At 38.9% G+C, this 18,016-nt stretch carries 19 protein-coding genes; 8 read left to right on the top strand and 11 right to left on the bottom strand.

Annotation, left to right across the window (positions count from 1 at the left end):
* Positions 1–94 precede the first annotated feature (94 nt).
* Both AC0IWT_RS03695 and AC0IWT_RS03690 read left to right on the top strand, forming a co-directional pair.
* Positions 95–2,068, top strand: coding sequence for a DUF3857 domain-containing protein (locus AC0IWT_RS03695; protein WP_471796039.1), 1,974 nt, complete (start codon positions 95–97; stop codon positions 2,066–2,068).
* Positions 2,068–3,975, top strand: a complete 1,908-nt coding sequence (locus tag AC0IWT_RS03690; RefSeq protein WP_471796038.1) for a DUF3857 domain-containing protein — start codon at positions 2,068–2,070, stop codon at positions 3,973–3,975. The genes AC0IWT_RS03695 and AC0IWT_RS03690 overlap by 1 nt, the downstream gene beginning before the upstream one ends.
* On the opposite strand, the gene AC0IWT_RS03685 is transcribed toward AC0IWT_RS03690, so the two are convergent.
* Positions 3,959–4,081: a hypothetical protein gene (locus AC0IWT_RS03685; protein WP_471796037.1), complete on the bottom strand. Its 123-nt coding sequence runs from the start codon at positions 4,079–4,081 to the stop codon at positions 3,959–3,961. The two genes, AC0IWT_RS03690 and AC0IWT_RS03685, sit on opposite strands and share 17 nt — an antisense overlap.
* Positions 4,082–4,109: 28 nt before the next feature.
* A complete protein-coding gene (locus AC0IWT_RS03680; RefSeq protein ID WP_471796036.1) occupies positions 4,110–5,570 on the bottom strand; it encodes an SDR family oxidoreductase in 1,461 nt (486 codons plus the stop codon).
* Positions 5,571–5,781: 211 nt separating this feature from the next.
* Between AC0IWT_RS03680 and AC0IWT_RS03675 the strand changes: the two genes are divergently transcribed.
* A complete protein-coding gene (locus AC0IWT_RS03675) occupies positions 5,782–6,576 on the top strand; it encodes a murein L,D-transpeptidase catalytic domain family protein (RefSeq protein ID WP_471796035.1) in 795 nt (264 codons plus the stop codon).
* Here the strand turns inward: AC0IWT_RS03675 and AC0IWT_RS03670 are convergent.
* Positions 6,573–7,013 (bottom strand): hypothetical protein, encoded by a 441-nt coding sequence (locus AC0IWT_RS03670; RefSeq protein WP_471796034.1) that lies wholly within the window; start codon positions 7,011–7,013, stop codon positions 6,573–6,575. The two genes, AC0IWT_RS03675 and AC0IWT_RS03670, sit on opposite strands and share 4 nt — an antisense overlap.
* Positions 7,014–7,244: 231 nt before the next feature.
* Between AC0IWT_RS03670 and topB the strand changes: the two genes are divergently transcribed.
* Positions 7,245–9,098: a DNA topoisomerase III gene (topB, locus tag AC0IWT_RS03665; protein WP_471796033.1), complete on the top strand. Its 1,854-nt coding sequence runs from the start codon at positions 7,245–7,247 to the stop codon at positions 9,096–9,098.
* On the opposite strand, the gene AC0IWT_RS03660 is transcribed toward topB, so the two are convergent.
* The 5 genes from AC0IWT_RS03660 to AC0IWT_RS03640 form a co-directional block, all read right to left on the bottom strand.
* Entirely contained in the window at positions 9,091–9,468 is a 378-nt protein-coding gene (locus tag AC0IWT_RS03660; RefSeq protein ID WP_471796032.1) for a response regulator, read from the bottom strand. The two genes, topB and AC0IWT_RS03660, sit on opposite strands and share 8 nt — an antisense overlap.
* 171 nt (positions 9,469–9,639) lie before the next feature.
* Entirely contained in the window at positions 9,640–11,550 is a 1,911-nt protein-coding gene (locus AC0IWT_RS03655; protein WP_471796031.1) for an AAA domain-containing protein, read from the bottom strand.
* Between the two features lie 27 nt (positions 11,551–11,577).
* The gene (locus AC0IWT_RS03650; RefSeq protein WP_471796030.1) at positions 11,578–11,961 is read right to left on the bottom strand and encodes a DUF3037 domain-containing protein; all 384 of its coding nucleotides are present in this window, start codon (positions 11,959–11,961) and stop codon (positions 11,578–11,580) included.
* Complete coding sequence (locus AC0IWT_RS03645) at positions 11,939–12,730, bottom strand: HipA family kinase (protein WP_471796029.1); 792 nt, start codon at positions 12,728–12,730, stop codon at positions 11,939–11,941. The genes AC0IWT_RS03650 and AC0IWT_RS03645 overlap by 23 nt, the downstream gene beginning before the upstream one ends.
* Before the next feature lie 193 nt (positions 12,731–12,923).
* Positions 12,924–13,121 carry a hypothetical protein gene (locus tag AC0IWT_RS03640; protein WP_056872841.1) on the bottom strand — a complete coding sequence of 66 codons (198 nt, stop codon included), beginning with the start codon at positions 13,119–13,121 and terminating at the stop codon, positions 12,924–12,926.
* A 140-nt stretch (positions 13,122–13,261) separates the two neighbouring features.
* Here AC0IWT_RS03640 and AC0IWT_RS03635 point away from each other — a divergent pair, with 140 nt between their 5' ends.
* From AC0IWT_RS03635 to AC0IWT_RS03625, 3 genes are read left to right on the top strand one after another with little or no spacing between them, the layout of a single operon-like run.
* Complete coding sequence (locus AC0IWT_RS03635; protein ID WP_471796028.1) at positions 13,262–13,642, top strand: hypothetical protein; 381 nt, start codon at positions 13,262–13,264, stop codon at positions 13,640–13,642.
* A 7-nt stretch (positions 13,643–13,649) separates the two neighbouring features.
* Positions 13,650–13,853 (top strand): KTSC domain-containing protein, encoded by a 204-nt coding sequence (locus AC0IWT_RS03630; RefSeq protein ID WP_471796027.1) that lies wholly within the window; start codon positions 13,650–13,652, stop codon positions 13,851–13,853.
* Position 13,854: 1 nt separating this feature from the next.
* The gene (locus AC0IWT_RS03625; protein WP_471796026.1) at positions 13,855–14,589 is read left to right on the top strand and encodes a DNA-formamidopyrimidine glycosylase family protein; all 735 of its coding nucleotides are present in this window, start codon (positions 13,855–13,857) and stop codon (positions 14,587–14,589) included.
* 132 nt (positions 14,590–14,721) lie between these two features.
* On the opposite strand, the gene idi is transcribed toward AC0IWT_RS03625, so the two are convergent.
* From idi to AC0IWT_RS03610, 3 genes are read right to left on the bottom strand one after another with little or no spacing between them, the layout of a single operon-like run.
* On the bottom strand, positions 14,722–15,240 hold the full coding sequence (gene idi, locus AC0IWT_RS03620) for an isopentenyl-diphosphate Delta-isomerase (RefSeq protein WP_471796025.1): 519 nt from the start codon (positions 15,238–15,240) through the stop codon (positions 14,722–14,724).
* A gap of 47 nt (positions 15,241–15,287) precedes the next feature.
* The gene (locus tag AC0IWT_RS03615; protein ID WP_471796024.1) at positions 15,288–16,124 is read right to left on the bottom strand and encodes a phytoene/squalene synthase family protein; all 837 of its coding nucleotides are present in this window, start codon (positions 16,122–16,124) and stop codon (positions 15,288–15,290) included.
* Positions 16,121–17,014 carry a MerR family transcriptional regulator gene (locus AC0IWT_RS03610; RefSeq protein ID WP_471796023.1) on the bottom strand — a complete coding sequence of 298 codons (894 nt, stop codon included), beginning with the start codon at positions 17,012–17,014 and terminating at the stop codon, positions 16,121–16,123. Before AC0IWT_RS03610 ends, AC0IWT_RS03615 begins: the two co-directional genes overlap by 4 nt.
* 254 nt (positions 17,015–17,268) lie before the next feature.
* Here AC0IWT_RS03610 and AC0IWT_RS03605 point away from each other — a divergent pair, with 254 nt between their 5' ends.
* A complete protein-coding gene (locus AC0IWT_RS03605) occupies positions 17,269–18,009 on the top strand; it encodes a LytR/AlgR family response regulator transcription factor (RefSeq protein WP_056872848.1) in 741 nt (246 codons plus the stop codon).
* The last annotated feature ends 7 nt before the right edge of the window (positions 18,010–18,016 follow it).

Here is an 18,016-nt window from a genome sequence, read left to right as displayed (position 1 = left end):
GCAAAATCTATGTACTAATTGTAAAATTTAGTTACCAAAAAATTTCAGAATATAGTGGCTTAGATTTAAATTGCAAAAAATTAACCAAACTCAAATGCGAAAAATTTTCTTACTCTTAATCCTGTCTTTTGCTATTTTTAAAGTACAGGCGCAAAATTTTAATTTTGGCGCAATTACCCTCGATGATGTTGAATTTGACCGCAATAAAATCGACAGCAATGCGAATGCAGTAGTTTTAAAAGAATTTGGAACTGCCTCAGTTCAAATTAGCGACAGAACCGCGAACATCGAACTCATTTTTGAATACCATGTCAAAATCAAAATCTTTAATAAAGACGGTTATCAGCAAGCCAATATTACCATTCCAAGTTATAAAGACGGTTCGAGAGCAGAGTTTATAAGTGCGATTAAAGCATCGACATTCAACTATGAGAATGGTCGCTTTGTGGAGTCGGCGATGGATAACAAATCTGTTTTTACAGAAAACAAATCGAAATACACTGTTTTAACAAAATTTACACTTCCAAACATTAAAAATGGCTCCGTAATTGAATATACTTACCGTTTAGAATCGCCGAACCTCTTCAATTTTAAAACATGGGAATTTCAGAGCGATATACCAAAAATTTATAGCGAATATTTAGCCTATATCCCTGCTATATACAATTACAATGTTTCTTTGCGTGGTTTTAACAAGCTAAGTGATACCAAAAGCGAATTGGCTAAAGAATGCTTGCGCATAAATGGCACACCCATAGATTGCTCGAAGATTTGGTACATAATGAAAAATATTCCTGCTTTTGTCGAAGAAGATTACATGACAGCTGCAAGCAACTTTAAATCAGCAATTTATTTTGAGCTTTCAGATCAGCAGCTGTTAAGCGGTGGCGCTCAAAAGTACACCAAAACCTGGCGGGATATAGATTACGATTTAACCGGAGAAAAGAGTTTTGGTGCGCAGATGAAGCGAAAGGATTTGTTTAAAGATGTAATGCCGGTAATCTTAAAAAACTCAACAGATGATTTGACTAAGGCCAAAGCAGTTTACAACTACATTAAGAAACAGATTAAGTGGAATAATTACTATGGCAAGTACAGCGAAGACAACATAAAAAAAGCGCTGGATATGCACTCCGGCAACGTTGCCGATATAAATCTCAGCTTGATATCTGCATTATCTGCTGCAAACCTGGATGTAGAAGCGGTAATTTTGTCAACGAGAGAAAATGGAACCGTTAACAAACTGTTTCCGGTAATCAGCGATTTCAATTACCTCATTGCAAAGGTTAATATTGATGATAAAAGCTATTTGCTAGATGCCTCAGAACCTTTGGCGCCATTTGGTTTGCTGCCTCTGCGCTGTATAAATGATCAGGGTCGTGTTATTAATTTTAAAAAGCCTTCTTACTGGATTGATTTGGTTGCCGGCCAAAAAACTTCTACGAGTTATATCATGAGCGGGAAATTAGAGTCAGATGGAAAAATTAAAGGCACAATTACTACCCACTCAACGGGCTACGCTGCACTAAATAAGCGTAATGAAATAAAGAAATTTAATTCGCCGGAGGAGTATGTGGAGAAACTCGATGAAAGATTGCCTAAAATTCAAATTTTAAAGCAAGAGATTAGGAATATCGACAGCGTGGAAAATACCCTGACAGAAATTTACGAAGTGGAGTTTTCACCAATTGCAAATGCATCTAAAGATGACCTGTTCTTTAATCCTTTTTTTATCAATCCTGTTGCTAAAAATCCATTTAACCTAAATTTGAGAACCTATCCGGTTGATTTAGGCGCCGCTTCGGATGAGCGTGTTATCATAAGTATAGCGCTTCCAGCTAAATACGAGATGGCGGAGAAGCCTAAGGACCTTGCGGTTGGTTTACCAAATAGTGGTGGAAGATATATCCTTAAAACACTCATTGAAGATAACTCACTTTCATTTAGTCAGATTTTGCAATTTAACAAGGCAATTTATCAGCCAGAAGAATATCCTTATCTAAAGGAACTTTACAGTAAAATAATCCAGAATCAAAAGGCAGATGTTCTTTTAAAAAAGACTAAATAATGAAGCAAACATTTCTATTTTTCTGTTTTATGTGCTGTGCAACACTGGTGTTTTCTCAGGATAATTATGACAGCGAATTAATTCCTTCCAGCTTAAAGAGCCGTGCAAACGCAACCATAAGAACCGACGAAACCACAATCGACATGCGGGCGCCCGATAATGTGATGCTTTCGGTTAAAAAAGCAATTACGGTTTTAAATAAAAATGGCGACGATAAAGCCAGGTTGGTGCTCTTTTATGATAAGAATACAGCAATTAAGAGTATTAAAGGCGAGGTTTACAATGCCGCCGGAATACTCACAAAAAAGTTTAATCAAAGCGACTTCAACGATGAAAGTGCAGCAGATGGATTTTCTCTATTTGTTGACAGCAGGCTTAAGCATTACCTGCCTTCAGAAAATATTTATCCCTACACGGTGGTATACAATTATGAAATCAGATTTAAGCAGAATTTGATTATTCCAGACTGGATACCTCAGGATGAAGATGATATTTCGGTAGAAAAAAGCAGTTATACCTTTATCAGCAAGCCCGCGGATGAGCTCAGGATTAAAACAAAAAATTATCAGGGTGCTCCGGAAGAAATGGTTAATGAGAAGCAAAAAACCCTAGTTTGGAAAGCATCAAACATCCCGGCCGTTAAGCCAGAGCCTTATAGTCCGAGCCGTGACAGCTACCAAACTTCGGTAAAAATTGCAGCAAAGAATTTTACATACTATAATTACAGTGGAAAATATGCGAACTGGCAGGAATTAGGAAAGTGGAACTACGACGACCTGTTGAAAAACAGAAGAATATTGCCTCAGGAAACAGTTAATTTCATAAAAAACTTAGTTTCGGGCCTGCCTGATGATAAAGAGAAAGCCAAAAAGATTTATGAATACATGCAAAAAAAAACGCGTTACATTAGCGTTCAAATTGGCATTGGTGGGTTCCAGCCTGTTACCGCGGCCGAAGTAGACAGGCTTGGTTATGGCGATTGTAAGGCGCTGGTTAATTACACTCAAAGTCTTTTGGATGTTGCCGGCATCGAATCTTATTACTGCGTTGTTGAAGCAGGAGATAAAAAAGTGAGTTTCGATCCTGATTATGCAAGTATGGTGCAGGGAAACCATGTTATATTATGCATGCCGTTAAAAGGTGATACCACATGGCTGGAATGTACGAGTCAGAAAATTCCATTTGGCTTTTTGAGTACCTTTACCGATGACAGGCTTGTTCTGGCCTGTACAAAAGATGGGGGAAAGCTCTTAAGAACCCCAAAATTAGCCACTGATGACAATCTTCAAATCCGAAATGCCGACTTGAACGTGATGGCTAACGGCGACATCGCCGGAAAAATGAAAACAACTTTTTATGGGTCGCAGTATGAAAATAATGAAGATGTAATTGATAAGGCCCCATCTGAACAGAAGAAACTACTCGCCGACATTTACGATATCGACAACATCAATTTCAAGGGCGTAGATTACATTCAAAACAAAGTCGCTAATCCGGAAGTAATTGAAAACATTAGTCTGGAGCTGCCCAGATACGGAACGGTGAACAATAACCGCTTATTTTTGAAACTAAACGCTTTTAATGTTCACAAAACAATTCCTGAAACCAGGAACAGAATTAAATCTGTGTATATTAATCGTGGTTTCACTGATGAAGACAAAATTGTTTATAATTTACCTGATGAAGTGGAAACCAATTTCCTGCCACAAAATGATAAAAATCTGAAGAGCATTTTTGGTGAATATATAAGCAAGACGGTATTGGAAGGGAAAAAACTAACTTATTACAGAAAACTTGTGATAAACGAGGGAACATTCCCTGCGGAAAAATATGCTGAGTTTTTCAACTTCACAACTGAAGTGAATACTGCGGACAACTTGAAGCTGATACTTAACTTAAAAAAATAATGCCAAGCGTGATGCCAATTATCATCACCAGATACATTAAAATTTCTGTCGAGGCAAAATGCTTGTATTTGGTCCAGAAAGAGTAGTCCTTATCTTGATTTGACATTATAAATTTTGTTGCCAAAAATAGGAATTTAGATTTGCTTTTTTTCTGGTGGTTTGAAGGTCGTGATTTTTTTTGCCATGCCTTTGAAAAGGACAATGTGAAAAGGCCACATGGCATACCAGTACATCCTTCCCCACAGCCCTTTCGGCCTAAATGTTGCCACCTGCGAGAGGAAGGCTTTACCATGAAAGTCGACAAGCTTCAATTCCAGCCAGGCTTCGCCTGGTACTTTCATTTCGGCATACAGCAATAATCTTTTGCTGTTTTTGTCGGCCAGCAGAACCCGCCAAAAATCCAGAACGTCGCCAGGTTGGATATCGATATTACTCGTTCTCCCTCTTCTTGTGCCGACACCACCGAACATCTTATCCAAAAAACCTCTAAAGTGCCACAACCAATCCATGTAATACCAGCCCCGGTTGCCGCCGATACTCCAAATATTTTCGAAAACCTCTTCAGCTTTCCGCTGGAAAGGCATCCTTACTTTATATTCCAAGGTACCATTTTGTGGGACTTTGATTTGATCCATAAAGTTCGATTGCAAATAACCGCGGTTAAGTGCATCTTTCCAGCTTGAAACAATTGAGTTTTGGTCGATTTTCTCAAAAGCGAGGTGCAGCGATTCAGCATATGTTAGGCAAGTTCTCGGTACAACGGTCTTAATTCTATCATCTTTACAAATCACCTCGTTTTTCATACTATCAACCAAGCTTCTTGCTAAGGAATATGGGACTGGCGTAATCATGTTGAGCCATAAAGACGAAAGTCTGGGCGTTAAAACTGGTACGGTAAAAATCCAACGCTTTAAACCACGTTCTTTAGCGTAGCCAAACATCATTTCTTTATAGGTAAGAATATCGGGTCCGCCAATGTCAAAAGTCTGATTATATGCCTTTTCGTTATGCAGAACACCAATTAGATAGGCCAAAACATCGCGAATTCCAATTGGCTGACACCTCGTATTCACCCACTTCGGCGTAACCATAACCGGAATTTTCTCTGTCAAGTCGCGGATGATTTCGAATGACGCACTTCCTGAGCCTATAATTATCGCGGCCCTTAAAATAGTGCAACCCACCCCAGATGATTTGAGCTCCTTTTCAACGGCTAACCTGGAGCCGAGATGCTTCGACAAATGTTCATCATTGGCAATTCCGGTGAGGTAAATAATCTGTTTGCAATTTGTTTTACCAATTGCCAATGAAAAATTTTCTGAAGATTTACGTTCCATCTCGTCGAATTCAGAACCGCTTGATGACATCGAGTGAACCAAATAGTAAGCCGCATCGATATCATTTGGAATTTCTGAAAGACTTTCTTGTTCTAACAAGTCTCCACTAATAATTGTGACCTGTTCACTCAAATCAGATTGCATGGCAAAGCGCCTCTTATCGCGCACCAAACAAACAATTTCATGTTTTTCTTCCAGTAATAGCGGCAGCAATCGGGTTCCAATATACCCGTTTGCACCTGTCAGTAATATTTTCATTTCGAAGGATGTGATGGAGTAACATTTAAAGCCTTCTTTTGTTAGCGACAAATGATGATTGTTTGGACAAAACCATTCCACCAAGCTCTAACCGCAATCATTTAATCATCTCAATGTCATTTACATTTCTAAATATCACGCGTGTATCCCTATCGTTACAATAATCTGGAAATCAGAGCGTATGATAATCAGGTTATACAAAAATCTCTGAATGAATAAAAAAATAATGGGCCTTGTTGCTACCTGTTTGCTGGGTATCATCATTGTCGGAACGAGTTGGAAAGCGGTGGAGCAGCCATTTAAAAAACAAACAACTGTAAAACAAGTTACTAGTCTATCCAGGGACAGCGTTTACAACAGTTACATTGCCAGTCTCTATCATGCCGTGCATCTGGATTCGGCAGGTTTAAACATCAGCGTTTTCGAAAAAGCGCTCACCGGCTTCTACAACATCAAAGCGCAGCGTTTTCTACAAATGAAATCGATACTGACAATTGCCGATTTTGACCAGGAAAGCCGTAAAAAACGACTGTATATTATCGATTTAGATAAGAAAGAATTAATATTAAATACCTGGGTTGCCCATGGCCAGAACAGCGGTGGGGATAAACCGGATTATTTTTCAAATGCGGTAAATTCGAATTCGAGCAGTCTCGGTTTTTACTTAACAGGAGAAATTTATTTTGGTAAACATGGTCGTTCGCTTAAATTGGATGGCATGGACTATGGTTTCAATAACAATGCCCGCGAGCGGTCAATCGTTGTTCACGGCGCCGATTACGTTTGCCAGGAAAGCATCGACAAACTTGGAAGATTAGGCAGAAGCCAGGGGTGCCCTGCCGTGCCTGCTAAACTTGCCAATCGAGTTATTAATACCATCGCAGACAAAACAGTTTTATTTATAAATAACTCTGCTCAGCCTTACACGTCAAATTATTTGAATGAAAGCCTGGCTGCAAGCGTGGCGCTCAATGAAACTGAAGTTTTAGCTGCCAATATGGATTAGCCTTTCAGGTTTGATTTACCAATATTCCTCGGTAAAAATATCGAAATGATGGAATTAAAATGCGAGAGGAAATCCCATACCCAGCGATTTGTGTCTAATTCTTTTTCCCCGCAATCGATTATCTCAGCACGCTCAATCCCTTTCTGCAGTAATTTTTTTATCCAGGGGAATTTCAATCGCCTTTGCAGGAGAAGACCAATGTAATCGCTGTAAACATGTGCCCAGATTTCTACCATTAAAGAACTATTAGAAATTTTTATGCTGTTTCGAAACTCATTTTTATAGTCAGCTTTAATTGTTTTAACCAGCTCCATCGTTTTGGGTGCAGGCTCGCCATCAAGGTAACGCCACAATCCCTTATCGCTGTAAATACGAATGAGCCCTTTACTAAGGCAAACTCTAATCCTACATTTTTCGAATTCGTAAATTTTATCCATCCCTAACCTTGTTATAGCTTAGACAGATAAATTACCAAATTGTTAGCATTTGTTTACAAAATCGCATCATAAAATTGCCTGTAGAATAAGTTGAGTTTGCAGGTTTCGGAGAATCAAGGGTTTAGTTTAAAATGTGGAATCCTGCCCGTTTGGAAACGATTGTGAATAAAATTCTGTCCCGAGCCAACATAATTTTAAGCATCTTTGGGGTTGGAATAACTTAACCAATTGATGAAGATTGTAATTGCAGAGAAGCCATCTGTTGGTCGGGAGCTTGCAAAGGTTTTCGGCGCAACAACTAGAAAAGACGGATACATTGAAGGCAAAGGCTATTCATTTACCTGGGCATTTGGCCATCTTCTTCAATTAGCCCCGCCCCAGGATTATGGCTTTATTGGCTGGCGTAAGCAACATTTGCCAATGCTGCCAGCAAAGTTTAAGCTAGCCGTTAGAAAAATAAAAACAAAAGATGGCTTTGCAGAAGACCCGGCGGTTAGGAAACAACTCGATACCATAAAAAGGCTTTTTGACGAAGCAACGGAAATTATCGTTGCAACGGATGCCGGACGTGAGGGCGAGCTAATTTTCAGATATATTTACTATTATCTGAAGTGTAAAAAACCTTTTAAAAGACTTTGGATTTCATCGCAAACTGATGAGGCCATAAAGGACGGTTTTAGAAATTTAAAACCAGGAACGGATTATGACTCACTGTTTAATTCGGCACACTGCCGCTCTGAGTCTGACTGGCTTGTGGGCATGAACGCAACCCAGGCGCTAAGCATTTCTGCAGGAAACCGTACGGTGCTGTCGCTTGGCAGGGTGCAAACACCAACATTGGCGATGATTTGTGCCCGTTTCCTCGAAATTAAAAATTTCGTGCCACAAACGTATTTTCAAATCAGTATTCTACTTAGCAAAGATGAACAGACTTTTAAGGCCATCTCTGTAGCTAATTTCAAAAATAAAGAAGAAGTTGAGGCAATTTTCAGACTTGTAGAAGATGTGCCATCTGGTTTTGCAAACGGAGGGAATATAACGGCCGTTGAAGCTAAACCCCGAAAAGAACCGCCGCCACTATTGCATGATTTAAGTTCTTTACAACAGGAGGCAAATAAAAAGAAAGGCTTTACTGCCGACCAAACATTGAATATTCTCCAGAATCTTTACGAAAGTAAATTAGTTTCTTACCCGCGTACGGGCAGCCGCTACATCGGTGATGATGTATTTGCGGGAGTTCCGGCTTTGATTGAGAAGTTTACAAATCATCCGGATTTTGGAAAGCAAGCTCAATTTTTGCAAACTGTAAGCCTAAATAAGCGCAGCGTAAATGCAAAAAAAGTCACCGACCACCACGCGGTGCTGCCCACCGGTGAACAAGCCTATGGCCTTAGCGCCGATAAACAAGCAGTTTACGACATGGTGGTAGGAAGAATGATTGAGGCTTTTCATCAGGACTGTTTAAAAGAATTAACTAAAATTACCATTTTGTCTGCTACCTCATTTGTTGCAAATGGTACGGTAATCCGCTCTGCCGGCTGGCGTTCTGTTTTTAATGAAACCGAAGACGATAAGAAAGATGAGGATAATGCCGCCTTGCCAAAGGTTTCAGTTGGCGAGCAGCTGCCCATTATCGAAAAAGCTTTGCTCGAAAAACAAACTAAGCCGAAGGCGATGTATAACGAAGCTTCCTTGCTAAAAGCACTGGAAACGTCGGGTAAAGAGATTGAAGATGAGGAATTGCGTTACGCGATGAAAGATAGCGGCTTGGGAACGCCTGCAACCCGTGCATCGATAATTGAAACATTAATTACCAGAGAATATATAACCAGAGAGAAACGAAACCTTGTTCCGACCAATAAAGGCCTGGCCGTTTATGAAGTGGTTAAAGACAAACAAATTGCTCAGGCTGAACTCACCGGGCAGTGGGAAAAACGTTTGGAAGAGATTAGAACCGGGGCATCTGTTAAAGATTTCAAAGCTGAAATTACGGAGTATACGAAAACTATAACGAATGAACTACTTATTGCAGGTGCTTCAATATCGTCAAAACTGGAAGAAAGAAAGCCGGAAAAGGTTAACTAAAATGCTTGTCGATTATTTCTTTGGCACAAACACTCATGCGCTCATCTTTTTGGATAAAGCCGATTGCGCCTGCATCCAGATAGGATTCCTCCAGAGTTGCTCTGTCGTTTCCGCTGAACATGACCACTTTTAAATCGGGATATTTTGATTTGATGTCGATGACCGTTTGTGGAGTGCTATCGCCATTTGGCATATTTATATCGAGTAACAGTAAATCAAAATGCTGCTGACTCAACTCAAAATAAGTATCATTTAAGTTAGAAGTCTGTTTTAAAGAAGCGTTGGCAAGATGTTTTGTGAAAAATCCCCGCATTACTAATTGCATCAATTCGCTATCGTCAGCAATTAAAATTTTAAGGTTCTTTTTCATTAAGTGATTGCGTCGCGTTGTTCAATGTATGCAGCCATCGCAATTTGCAAAAATCACTATAGCCTACCGAACCCGGACTTGGCAAAATTTATAATGAATGAAATTTAGAGATGACAGTCCAAATGTAACAATTTTAATTCACTAAAGGTTTAGGTTTTTGCTTGTGGTGCGTCAAATTTCTAAAAATTCCCATGCGCTATGGTAGGCGTTTAGGTTTTCACAGTACTTCATAAAATCATTATAAAACACTGACCTAGAAAGCGTTGAGCCATCACCAATTACCACAAGTTTTTTTCTGGCCCTGGTCATCGCCACATTCATTCTCCTTACATCCGACAGAAACCCGATTATACCTTCTGTGTTACTTCTGGTTAAACTGATATAAACCACATCACGCTCCTGGCCCTGGAAGCTGTCGATCGTATTAATGGAAATTTTATTCGAATGCGCCATCAAAACCGGATTCGACAAAATCATTTCTTTGAGCAGATGTACCTGTTGTTTGTATGGCGAAATGACAGCGACTGAAGGAAAATCAACTGGCTGCAGCCCCTTAATTTGTTCGGTTAAGCCCGCTAGATGCCGTAGCAGAAAGGCCGCTTCATCAGGATTTGTAGTGCTGCTGCCGTCGGCTTTCTCATCGAAACCACAACCCGAGGTGTCGATAAACATTAGTGGCTCATCATTATCGAACAAAATTCTGTTAGCAACCAACGGATTAGCGGTTAGTTTGTTCTGATAAAATATTTCAGATGAATAACCCATAATTTTGCTATTCATTCTATACTGCTCATTTAACAAAACCACGCTTTCCGGATGCAATGAAATCAACTTTTCAAGCAAGGTTTTGTTAAGACCTCCTTTGGCGGCTTCATTTGATTTAATGGTTGGAGACAATTGAAAGTGATCGCCGGCAAAAATTACTTTTTCAGCCTTCAATATTGGAATCCAACACGCCGGTTCAAGCGCTTGACCACCTTCATCTATAATTACAGTTTTGTATTTTAAATTTTTGACGGTATAATGATTAGAACCAACAAGCGTAGCTGTGATAATTTTGGCATTGTTGAACAGGTTATCTATAATGTATTTCTCTGAATTTTCTATTTCACGCCCAATTTTATGCGCTTCATTAAACAATGCCTTTCGCTGGTCTCTTTCGGCTTTTCCAAAACTTCGTTTGTATTTATGAGCCATATTTTTGTACTCATTCGCCTGCTTCTTTAATGCTTTAATGGCTTTCATTTCCGGATGTTCGGCCATCTTATAATCAAGCGTTGCATGAATTAAGTCTTCAGATACACGTGCGGGATTGCCCACGCGGATTACATTTAGCCCTTGTTCTGATAACTTTTCCGTAAGTAAATCCACAGCAGTGTTACTTGGCGCAACAACCAGTATTTTCTCATTTTCCTGTTTGGTTAAGGCTTTAATAGCCTGTACCAAGGTTGTTGTTTTCCCGGTGCCCGGAGGGCCGTGTACAATGGCTAAATCTCTTGCGGATAGTATTTTGTTTACAGCTGCCTCTTGTGATAAGTTTAAACTAGCAGCCTTGTAACGTTGCCGATCCTCATCAAATAGCGGCTTTTCATTAGTTGTTAAGACGCTTATCAACCGGGTTTTAGCGTTATCATCTGCCAGTAAAGTTGCTTGTTTGAGGGCATTTTGCATCTCATCGTAACTGTTGTTATCAAAAAGCAAATCTACGCCAAGTTTACCATCCCGCGTCCAATCCGGAAGCTCATCAAGCCGTAAATTGATTTTCATCTTATCCCGGTTGAGGTGGGTTATTGTTCCACCTACTCTAGCTGATTTGGCATCATGATTGGAAAAGAGTTCAACGGCAGAGCCGAATCGAAATTGCTGTGATAAATCCTGATGGGTTGTCCGCTCTACTTCGATGGTAAGGTAATCGCCCAAACCCATTTCGGTATTGCGGATGGCTACCGGATACCAGGTTAAACCCAAAGTTCGCCTTTCCGCCGCAGCTGTATTCTCGGTTGATTTAAGATATAACTGATGGTCAGCCTTTCGCTCTATCTCGAGGAGTTCCTGAATTGATTTAAAGTAATCTGTAGGCAATGATGAGGACTTAAATATTAAAAATAGTTACAACACCAATTGTTGGTGGAGTTTTAGAAGGGTTTCTTCAGCATCAACACAAAGTCCGGGGTGAACCTTAGAACATTGTACAATGGTACTTCGGGTTGCAGTTAACCAACGAAAACGGGAAGCGTTGTCATAGCTACCAATGGTGCCTGAACCGCTTGCTCCTAAACTAATCCGCTCAAAAGCCAGTAAATTTTCTTCAATCTCGGCGATATCCAAACCCGGCGAAAACGCAGAAATTCTGTCTACATCGAGAAAGAAAATACTTTTAAGAAATTTCTGTTTAGCACAATACAATACAATTCCAACATTAAGAAATTCTTCGCGTTCTACCCTGGGCATAACACGAATTACAGCATACTCAAATAAGTGTTTCTCTTGCATGCTGTGCCTCTTTTAAGAATATGTCTGAATGCGCCAATCTAATTTCCAAAAACTTTGTATATGCCTGCCGATGTTCTTCTTTTGTTGCAAAAACATTTTCTCCTTCCAGCCAAACATCAGGTATTAGCGACACTATCGATTGAATGTGTTCGGGCTTTAGCAGCGACCTGAACTCTCGATCAACTTCTTCTAAATCGCCCGCCCAGGGTAATAATACGTGATCTTTAATTAAGGCAAATGGTCGCATGGCTTGCTCTTCCCAATTTTGCCATGAATGATGGAAATATAATGACGCACCATGATCTATAAGCCATAACTCTTTGTGCCACACTAACATATTGGTATTGCGGCATGTTCTATCCATATTGGTTAGAAAACAATCTAACCAAACAATCTGAGATGCTAATTTTGAATCGATTTTTGTAACTGTCGCATCGAAAGTTATGGCACCAGACAGATAATGCAGCGCCAAATTTAGGCCCACACTTGCCTTTAACAAATCCTGTATTTCTTCATCTGGCTCAGTTCTTCCAAATGCTTCATCCAAATCTGCAAAAACTAGTTCAGGCACTTTTAAGCCCAAAATCCGGGCAACTTCGCCTCCAATTAATTCAGCGATCAACGCACGGGCACCCTGCCCCGCCCCGCGAAACTTCAATACATACAGAAATCCGTCGTCGGCTTCGGCAATGGCAGGCATTGAGCCACCTTCTCTTAAGGGCGTAACGTAGCGGGTTACGTTAACTGTTCTAAGCTGAATATTGTTCATAAATTATAAGTGCAAACTTAAGAGAATTACAGCATATAATTTACTGCGAACAAATGAGGAATGTTCTGGAGTGTCAACACGTGGTGATAAACCCAATAAAAAACGGAATATCAGCGAGTTGGTCGAAAATAACAAGGCGACATATTTCGAGTTCAAACAACATCAAAAATAAATCGCCAGGTTAACAGGAGATTTAAAAAGATTCGTAGTTATGCAAAAAATTCATGCCTGCAGGCGTAATTGATGAAGACCATTGAACGGCCTCCCGGTCTATTTTAATGTAACCTAAATTTTCAAGTTCTTCGTATTGTTCGTCCATTCCACCAAGAATTGAAGAACTAACTTGTTGTTCGATAACCTCAAGTAAAGATTTAATTTCTGCTCGTTCCATTATATTTTGATTTTTTATTAAACAAGCACTGAAGAAAAAAGTTTCGAAACGCTAACGGCTCCCAATTTAATGCTTCAGCAACAACCTCAAAAAACCTTTAGCCGATTTATCGGTTTTAAATATATCCATCAATAAATTTAATGAACACACCTATATATTATTTATTTATCCTGGCACTACCTGTGGCATGCATTGCCTGGACTGTTACCAAAGAGGAGATTTTTCGTGAAGCACGGGAATTTTGTATTGGCCGATCGAAAAATTGCGATAAGCTGATTAAGCGAAAGTTTTTCTACGTGTTTACCTGCGAATATTGTTTTAGTCATTACGTAACAATTCTTCTTTTAATTGCAACAAAATACACATTGGTTTATCCTGATTGGCGAGGATATATCATTGCTGGCTTTTCGATAGTTTGGATTGCAAACATTTACATGAGCCTGTATAATCTAATCAGAATTGATTTAAAGAAAGAAAAAATCAGGGCACAAAAAGAGGAATCAGAGTTAAAAAATAATTGATTTTGTTATGCCATCTACAGTTATAAAAAACTTTAGCTATGATGAGAAATCGAAATCATTAACAATAATTTTCGTTACAGGAATGGTTTACAGCTACAAAAAAGTTCCAAAAAAGGTGTTTGAAATGCTCAAGGCAGCTGGTTCGAAAGGAAGGTATTTTAACTATAACATTAAAGAGAAGTATCGATTCGAAAAAATAGAAGAAATTTAACATGCCAGAAGGTCCATCAATAGTAATTTTAAGGGAACACATCGAAACACTTCATTTGAAAGGTCAGGAAATTTTGGAAGTTTCCGGTAATGTAAAAACCATAGACAAAGATTTGCTTCTCCACAAAAAGGTTAAAGACTTTAAATCCTGGGGAAAACATTTCCTAATTATTTTCGACAAATTTACAATCCGAATCCATCTGCTGATGTTTGGCACCTACCTTTTTGACGACGAAAAATCTACTCCTCTAAAACTGGGTTTAACTTTTAAAAATCATCAGGTTAATTTTTATACCTGCGACATCAGGCTAATTGCCGGCGACATTAACAAGATATATGATTTCTCGGCAGATATTATGGCCAGTGAATGGAAACCCGCAAAGGCAATAAAAAAACTCAAAGAACTTCCTGACGAGCTTATTTGCGATGAATTACTAAACCAAACAATATTTTCCGGAGTCGGCAATATTATCAAGAACGAGGTGCTATATCGTTCAAAACTTCATCCTCTAAGTGAAATTAAAAATATACCGCTGGCAAAGCTAAAAGTACTGCTAAAACAAGTAAGTGTTTATGGCTACGAGTTTTTAGAACAAAAGAAAGCGGGAACTTTAAAGAAACATTGGCTCGTGTATTCAAAAGAAGAATGCCCGCTGGGTCATCCGATAAAAAAATCACTAATGGGTAAATCTCAAAGGCAAACCCATTATTGCGATGGTTGTCAGAAACGATATTGATTGGAACGTTAATCAGTAAAAAGTAAAGAAATTTTTAAAAAATTTGGTTTTTGAATAAGTAGATCTATATTTGCTGTTGAGAGCGTTAATTTAGATGCGGGTATACGACGAAAGTTGTATGCCCGTTTTTTTTTAATCCACTTTCACGACCTCAATAACGCGTTCTAAACATATCTTAAGCCATGGAGTGTACTTATCTGGGTTAAACTGCACATCTTCCAAAAGGAAATCGAGGTCTACATATTTGTAAGATTCCACTTCCTCGGTATTGATAACCGGACTGTCATCTGAAATCCCAAAGAAAACATGATCGAATTCGTGTTCGATTAAACCATCGTTGAATGTCGCTTTATAAATAAAGTTAAATCCATAACTTAAAGCACATTCCATGCCCATCTCTTCGCTGAGGCGTCGCATTGCTGCAGCGTCGTTTAATTCTCCAGGACGCGGGTGACTGCAACAAGTATTCGTCCACAACCCGGCAGAGTGGTATTTGTGGGCTGCCCGTTGCTGTAAAAGCAGTTCTCCTTTTGAGTTAAATATAAAAACCGAAAACGCCCGATGGAGCAAGCCTTTCTCATGAGCTTCCATTTTCTCCATCTGCCCTATGGCCGTATCGCTCCTATCCACAAGAATAACTTGTTCAATCATTGTTTACGAAAAATCTTTAAGGATGAATAAATGCAAAGGTAAAATAATTATATGGCGTTAAGTTTATGCCTTATCATCGAATCGAACATTAAGCCAATTTTTCTATGGTTTGATATTCTTATCCTTTCCGTCATAATCCTTTCAGCTGTTAAACCCTTAATTTTCGTAAATAGCTTTCTGTAATAGATATAGGATAAGTAAACGCCATTTCGAGATGAATACGGCAACATTTTAATGCCCAAAAGCGCTTGCTCAAATTCCTGTTCAATGTCTGCTTCTATTTCCTTTTTTTGCCTGTCGCAAAATGCTGCCAAATTTACGTTAGGAAAATAGGTTCTGTTAAGCGATTGACTGTCGGCTTTCAAATCCCGCAAAAAATTTACCTTCTGAAAAGCTGAACCTAACTTCATTGCAAATGGTTTTAATCTTTCATACTCTGCCTCATCGCCATTTGTAAACACCTTTAAACACATTAAGCCCACAACCTCTGCCGAGCCAAGGATGTAGGTATCATACAACTCGGGAGTATACGCTTTTTCAACCAAATCCATCTCCATACTGTTCAAAAACAGTTCGATGAGCCGATGATCAATCTGAAACTCATTAACTACCCGTTGAAAGGAATTTAGTACCGGATTTAAACTAATACCAAGTTGAATTGCTTCGTAGGTATCTTCTTTGAATTTTCTGAGCAAATATTCTTTGTCAAAATCATGAAAACTATCTACAATTTCATCGGCCAGACGCACAAAGCCGTAAATGGAGTAAATTGGCTGCCTCAGTTTTTTACTAAGAAAGTATATTCCAAACGAGAAGCTTGTACTATACCTTTTCGTTGTTATTTTGCTGCATTCTGCAGACAATTTGTCGAATATATCTTTCATACAACAGGTTGATTTTCTATTAATTTTTCAAACGCATCAAGCGAATTAACTTGGGTAACGGTATCTCCAAGCGTGAGCTGCCTGATTAAATGATCGTTGCCGGCTAAATAAATTTCAGCTGGTGAACAAGTTTCTTTCAGGTTATCTAAATATTTTTGAGCCTGCGCCTTAGGCTTGCTCCTGGTTACGAAAAGTAAAATCTTATTAATGCTATTTTCCTGTAAAACTATCTTAACCGACTTTAACGGGACTTTAGATCCTAAATAAAAAACACCTTTTCCCGCTGCTTTCAACAAATAATTTGCAAACAGCAAACCAATTTCGTGGTCCTCATCTTCTGGTAAAAACAGTAGCCACGTTTCTGTTGCAGATTCACTTAAAGGCAGCCTGTCAATTGCAGCATAAATTTTTTTCTTAATGATGTTGGTTAGAAAATGTTCCTGCGCCGGGCAAATATCGTCTTTTCGCCACATCAGCCCTAACCTTACTAAAATTGGGTAAATGATTTCACGATAGGCATCTAAAATTCCAAACTTTGATATACAGTTTGTGAGCAGTTTGTCGAATCCAATTTCATTGTAAGCTAAACCCAGCTTTAACAATTGGCTAACGTAGTATTCAAACCTGGCCTGTTCTGGAGCGAGGCTCAGCTGCTCATTCAGCAAGCGTTCCATATCATTATTTGCAAGACTGCAAATTTTTGAAATTTTTAGTCCGCTCTGGTTCAAACTCGCAATATTAAGTAACTTCCTCAACTGGAAATCATCGTAAAGGCGGGTATTTCCCAACGTCCGCATTGGTTTTAATGCATTATACCTGCGTTCCCAAATCCGGATTGTGTGAGATTGAATTCCTGAAAGCTGCTCGAGGTCTGCTATAGAATAAAGCATTTTTGTTTAAATATATCAATTAAAACTTAAACAAAACAAAGTCGATTAAGTTTTTAAACAAGCCAGGAATCAGTTTTTAGATTAATGCAGGCCAATATTTGTAGTAAAATAACTTTGCGGTAACAAAAGAGAATAAATTCTATCTAAAAGCTACTGTTTCCGTTACGAAAGACAACTAACACGTTACAAAGAGATTTTTTTTTATAAATTAGAACTGTTAACCTAATTTGCACCCGTTTTAGCCGCTACCAAATATGATATTGAAGTGTATAGTTATTGATGATGAAATCCATGCACTTAATGGCATCAAATCATATATCGGTACGCTTAAAAATCTCCATTTGGTAAACGTATTTACCGATCCGTTGCAGGCACTAACGGAAATCGTTTCCGGACCAGATGTCGACATCATTTTTATGGATGTAGACATGCCGATGATTTCCGGTATTGAATTATCCAAAGCAGTTCGCCATAAAACAGCGAAGCTTGTTTTCACCACATCGCACAGCAAATACGCTTACGAAGCATTTGAAATGCATGCAAATGCTTATTTGTTAAAACCATATACCTTCGCAAGGTTTGCCGAAACAATTAACCGCCTTTTTCCTCAACTGCCCAGCCAGATTCATTCTGCCGTAAAACGTGAGGAAGATTTTTTCTTCATTAGAAACAAAAACGACAATAATAACCTGATAAAGGTTCGTTATGAAGCAATTCTGGCGGTAGAAAGTTTGCAAAACTATGTTAGGATTTACACAATGAACGAAGTTATCGTATCGTACATTGGCCTCTCAGAAATTAAGGAAATTCTCAAAGACTTTCCAAATTTTATCCAGGCTCATCGTTCTTTCCTGATTTCGAAAAATCACATAGAAAAAGTTGATGGCAACACTGTAAAAATGCAGAACCAGCTAACAGTAAACTTAGGCAGTAATTATCGTGATGTGGTTTTAGCTTTCATCAAGGGAAAGACAATTAAAACCGGACGCTCTTAACTGCTTT

Source organism: Pedobacter sp. AC464, assembly GCF_979253075.1.
Note: the sequence above shows the minus strand (reverse complement) of the source record. Positions and strands in the feature narration are given on the sequence as shown.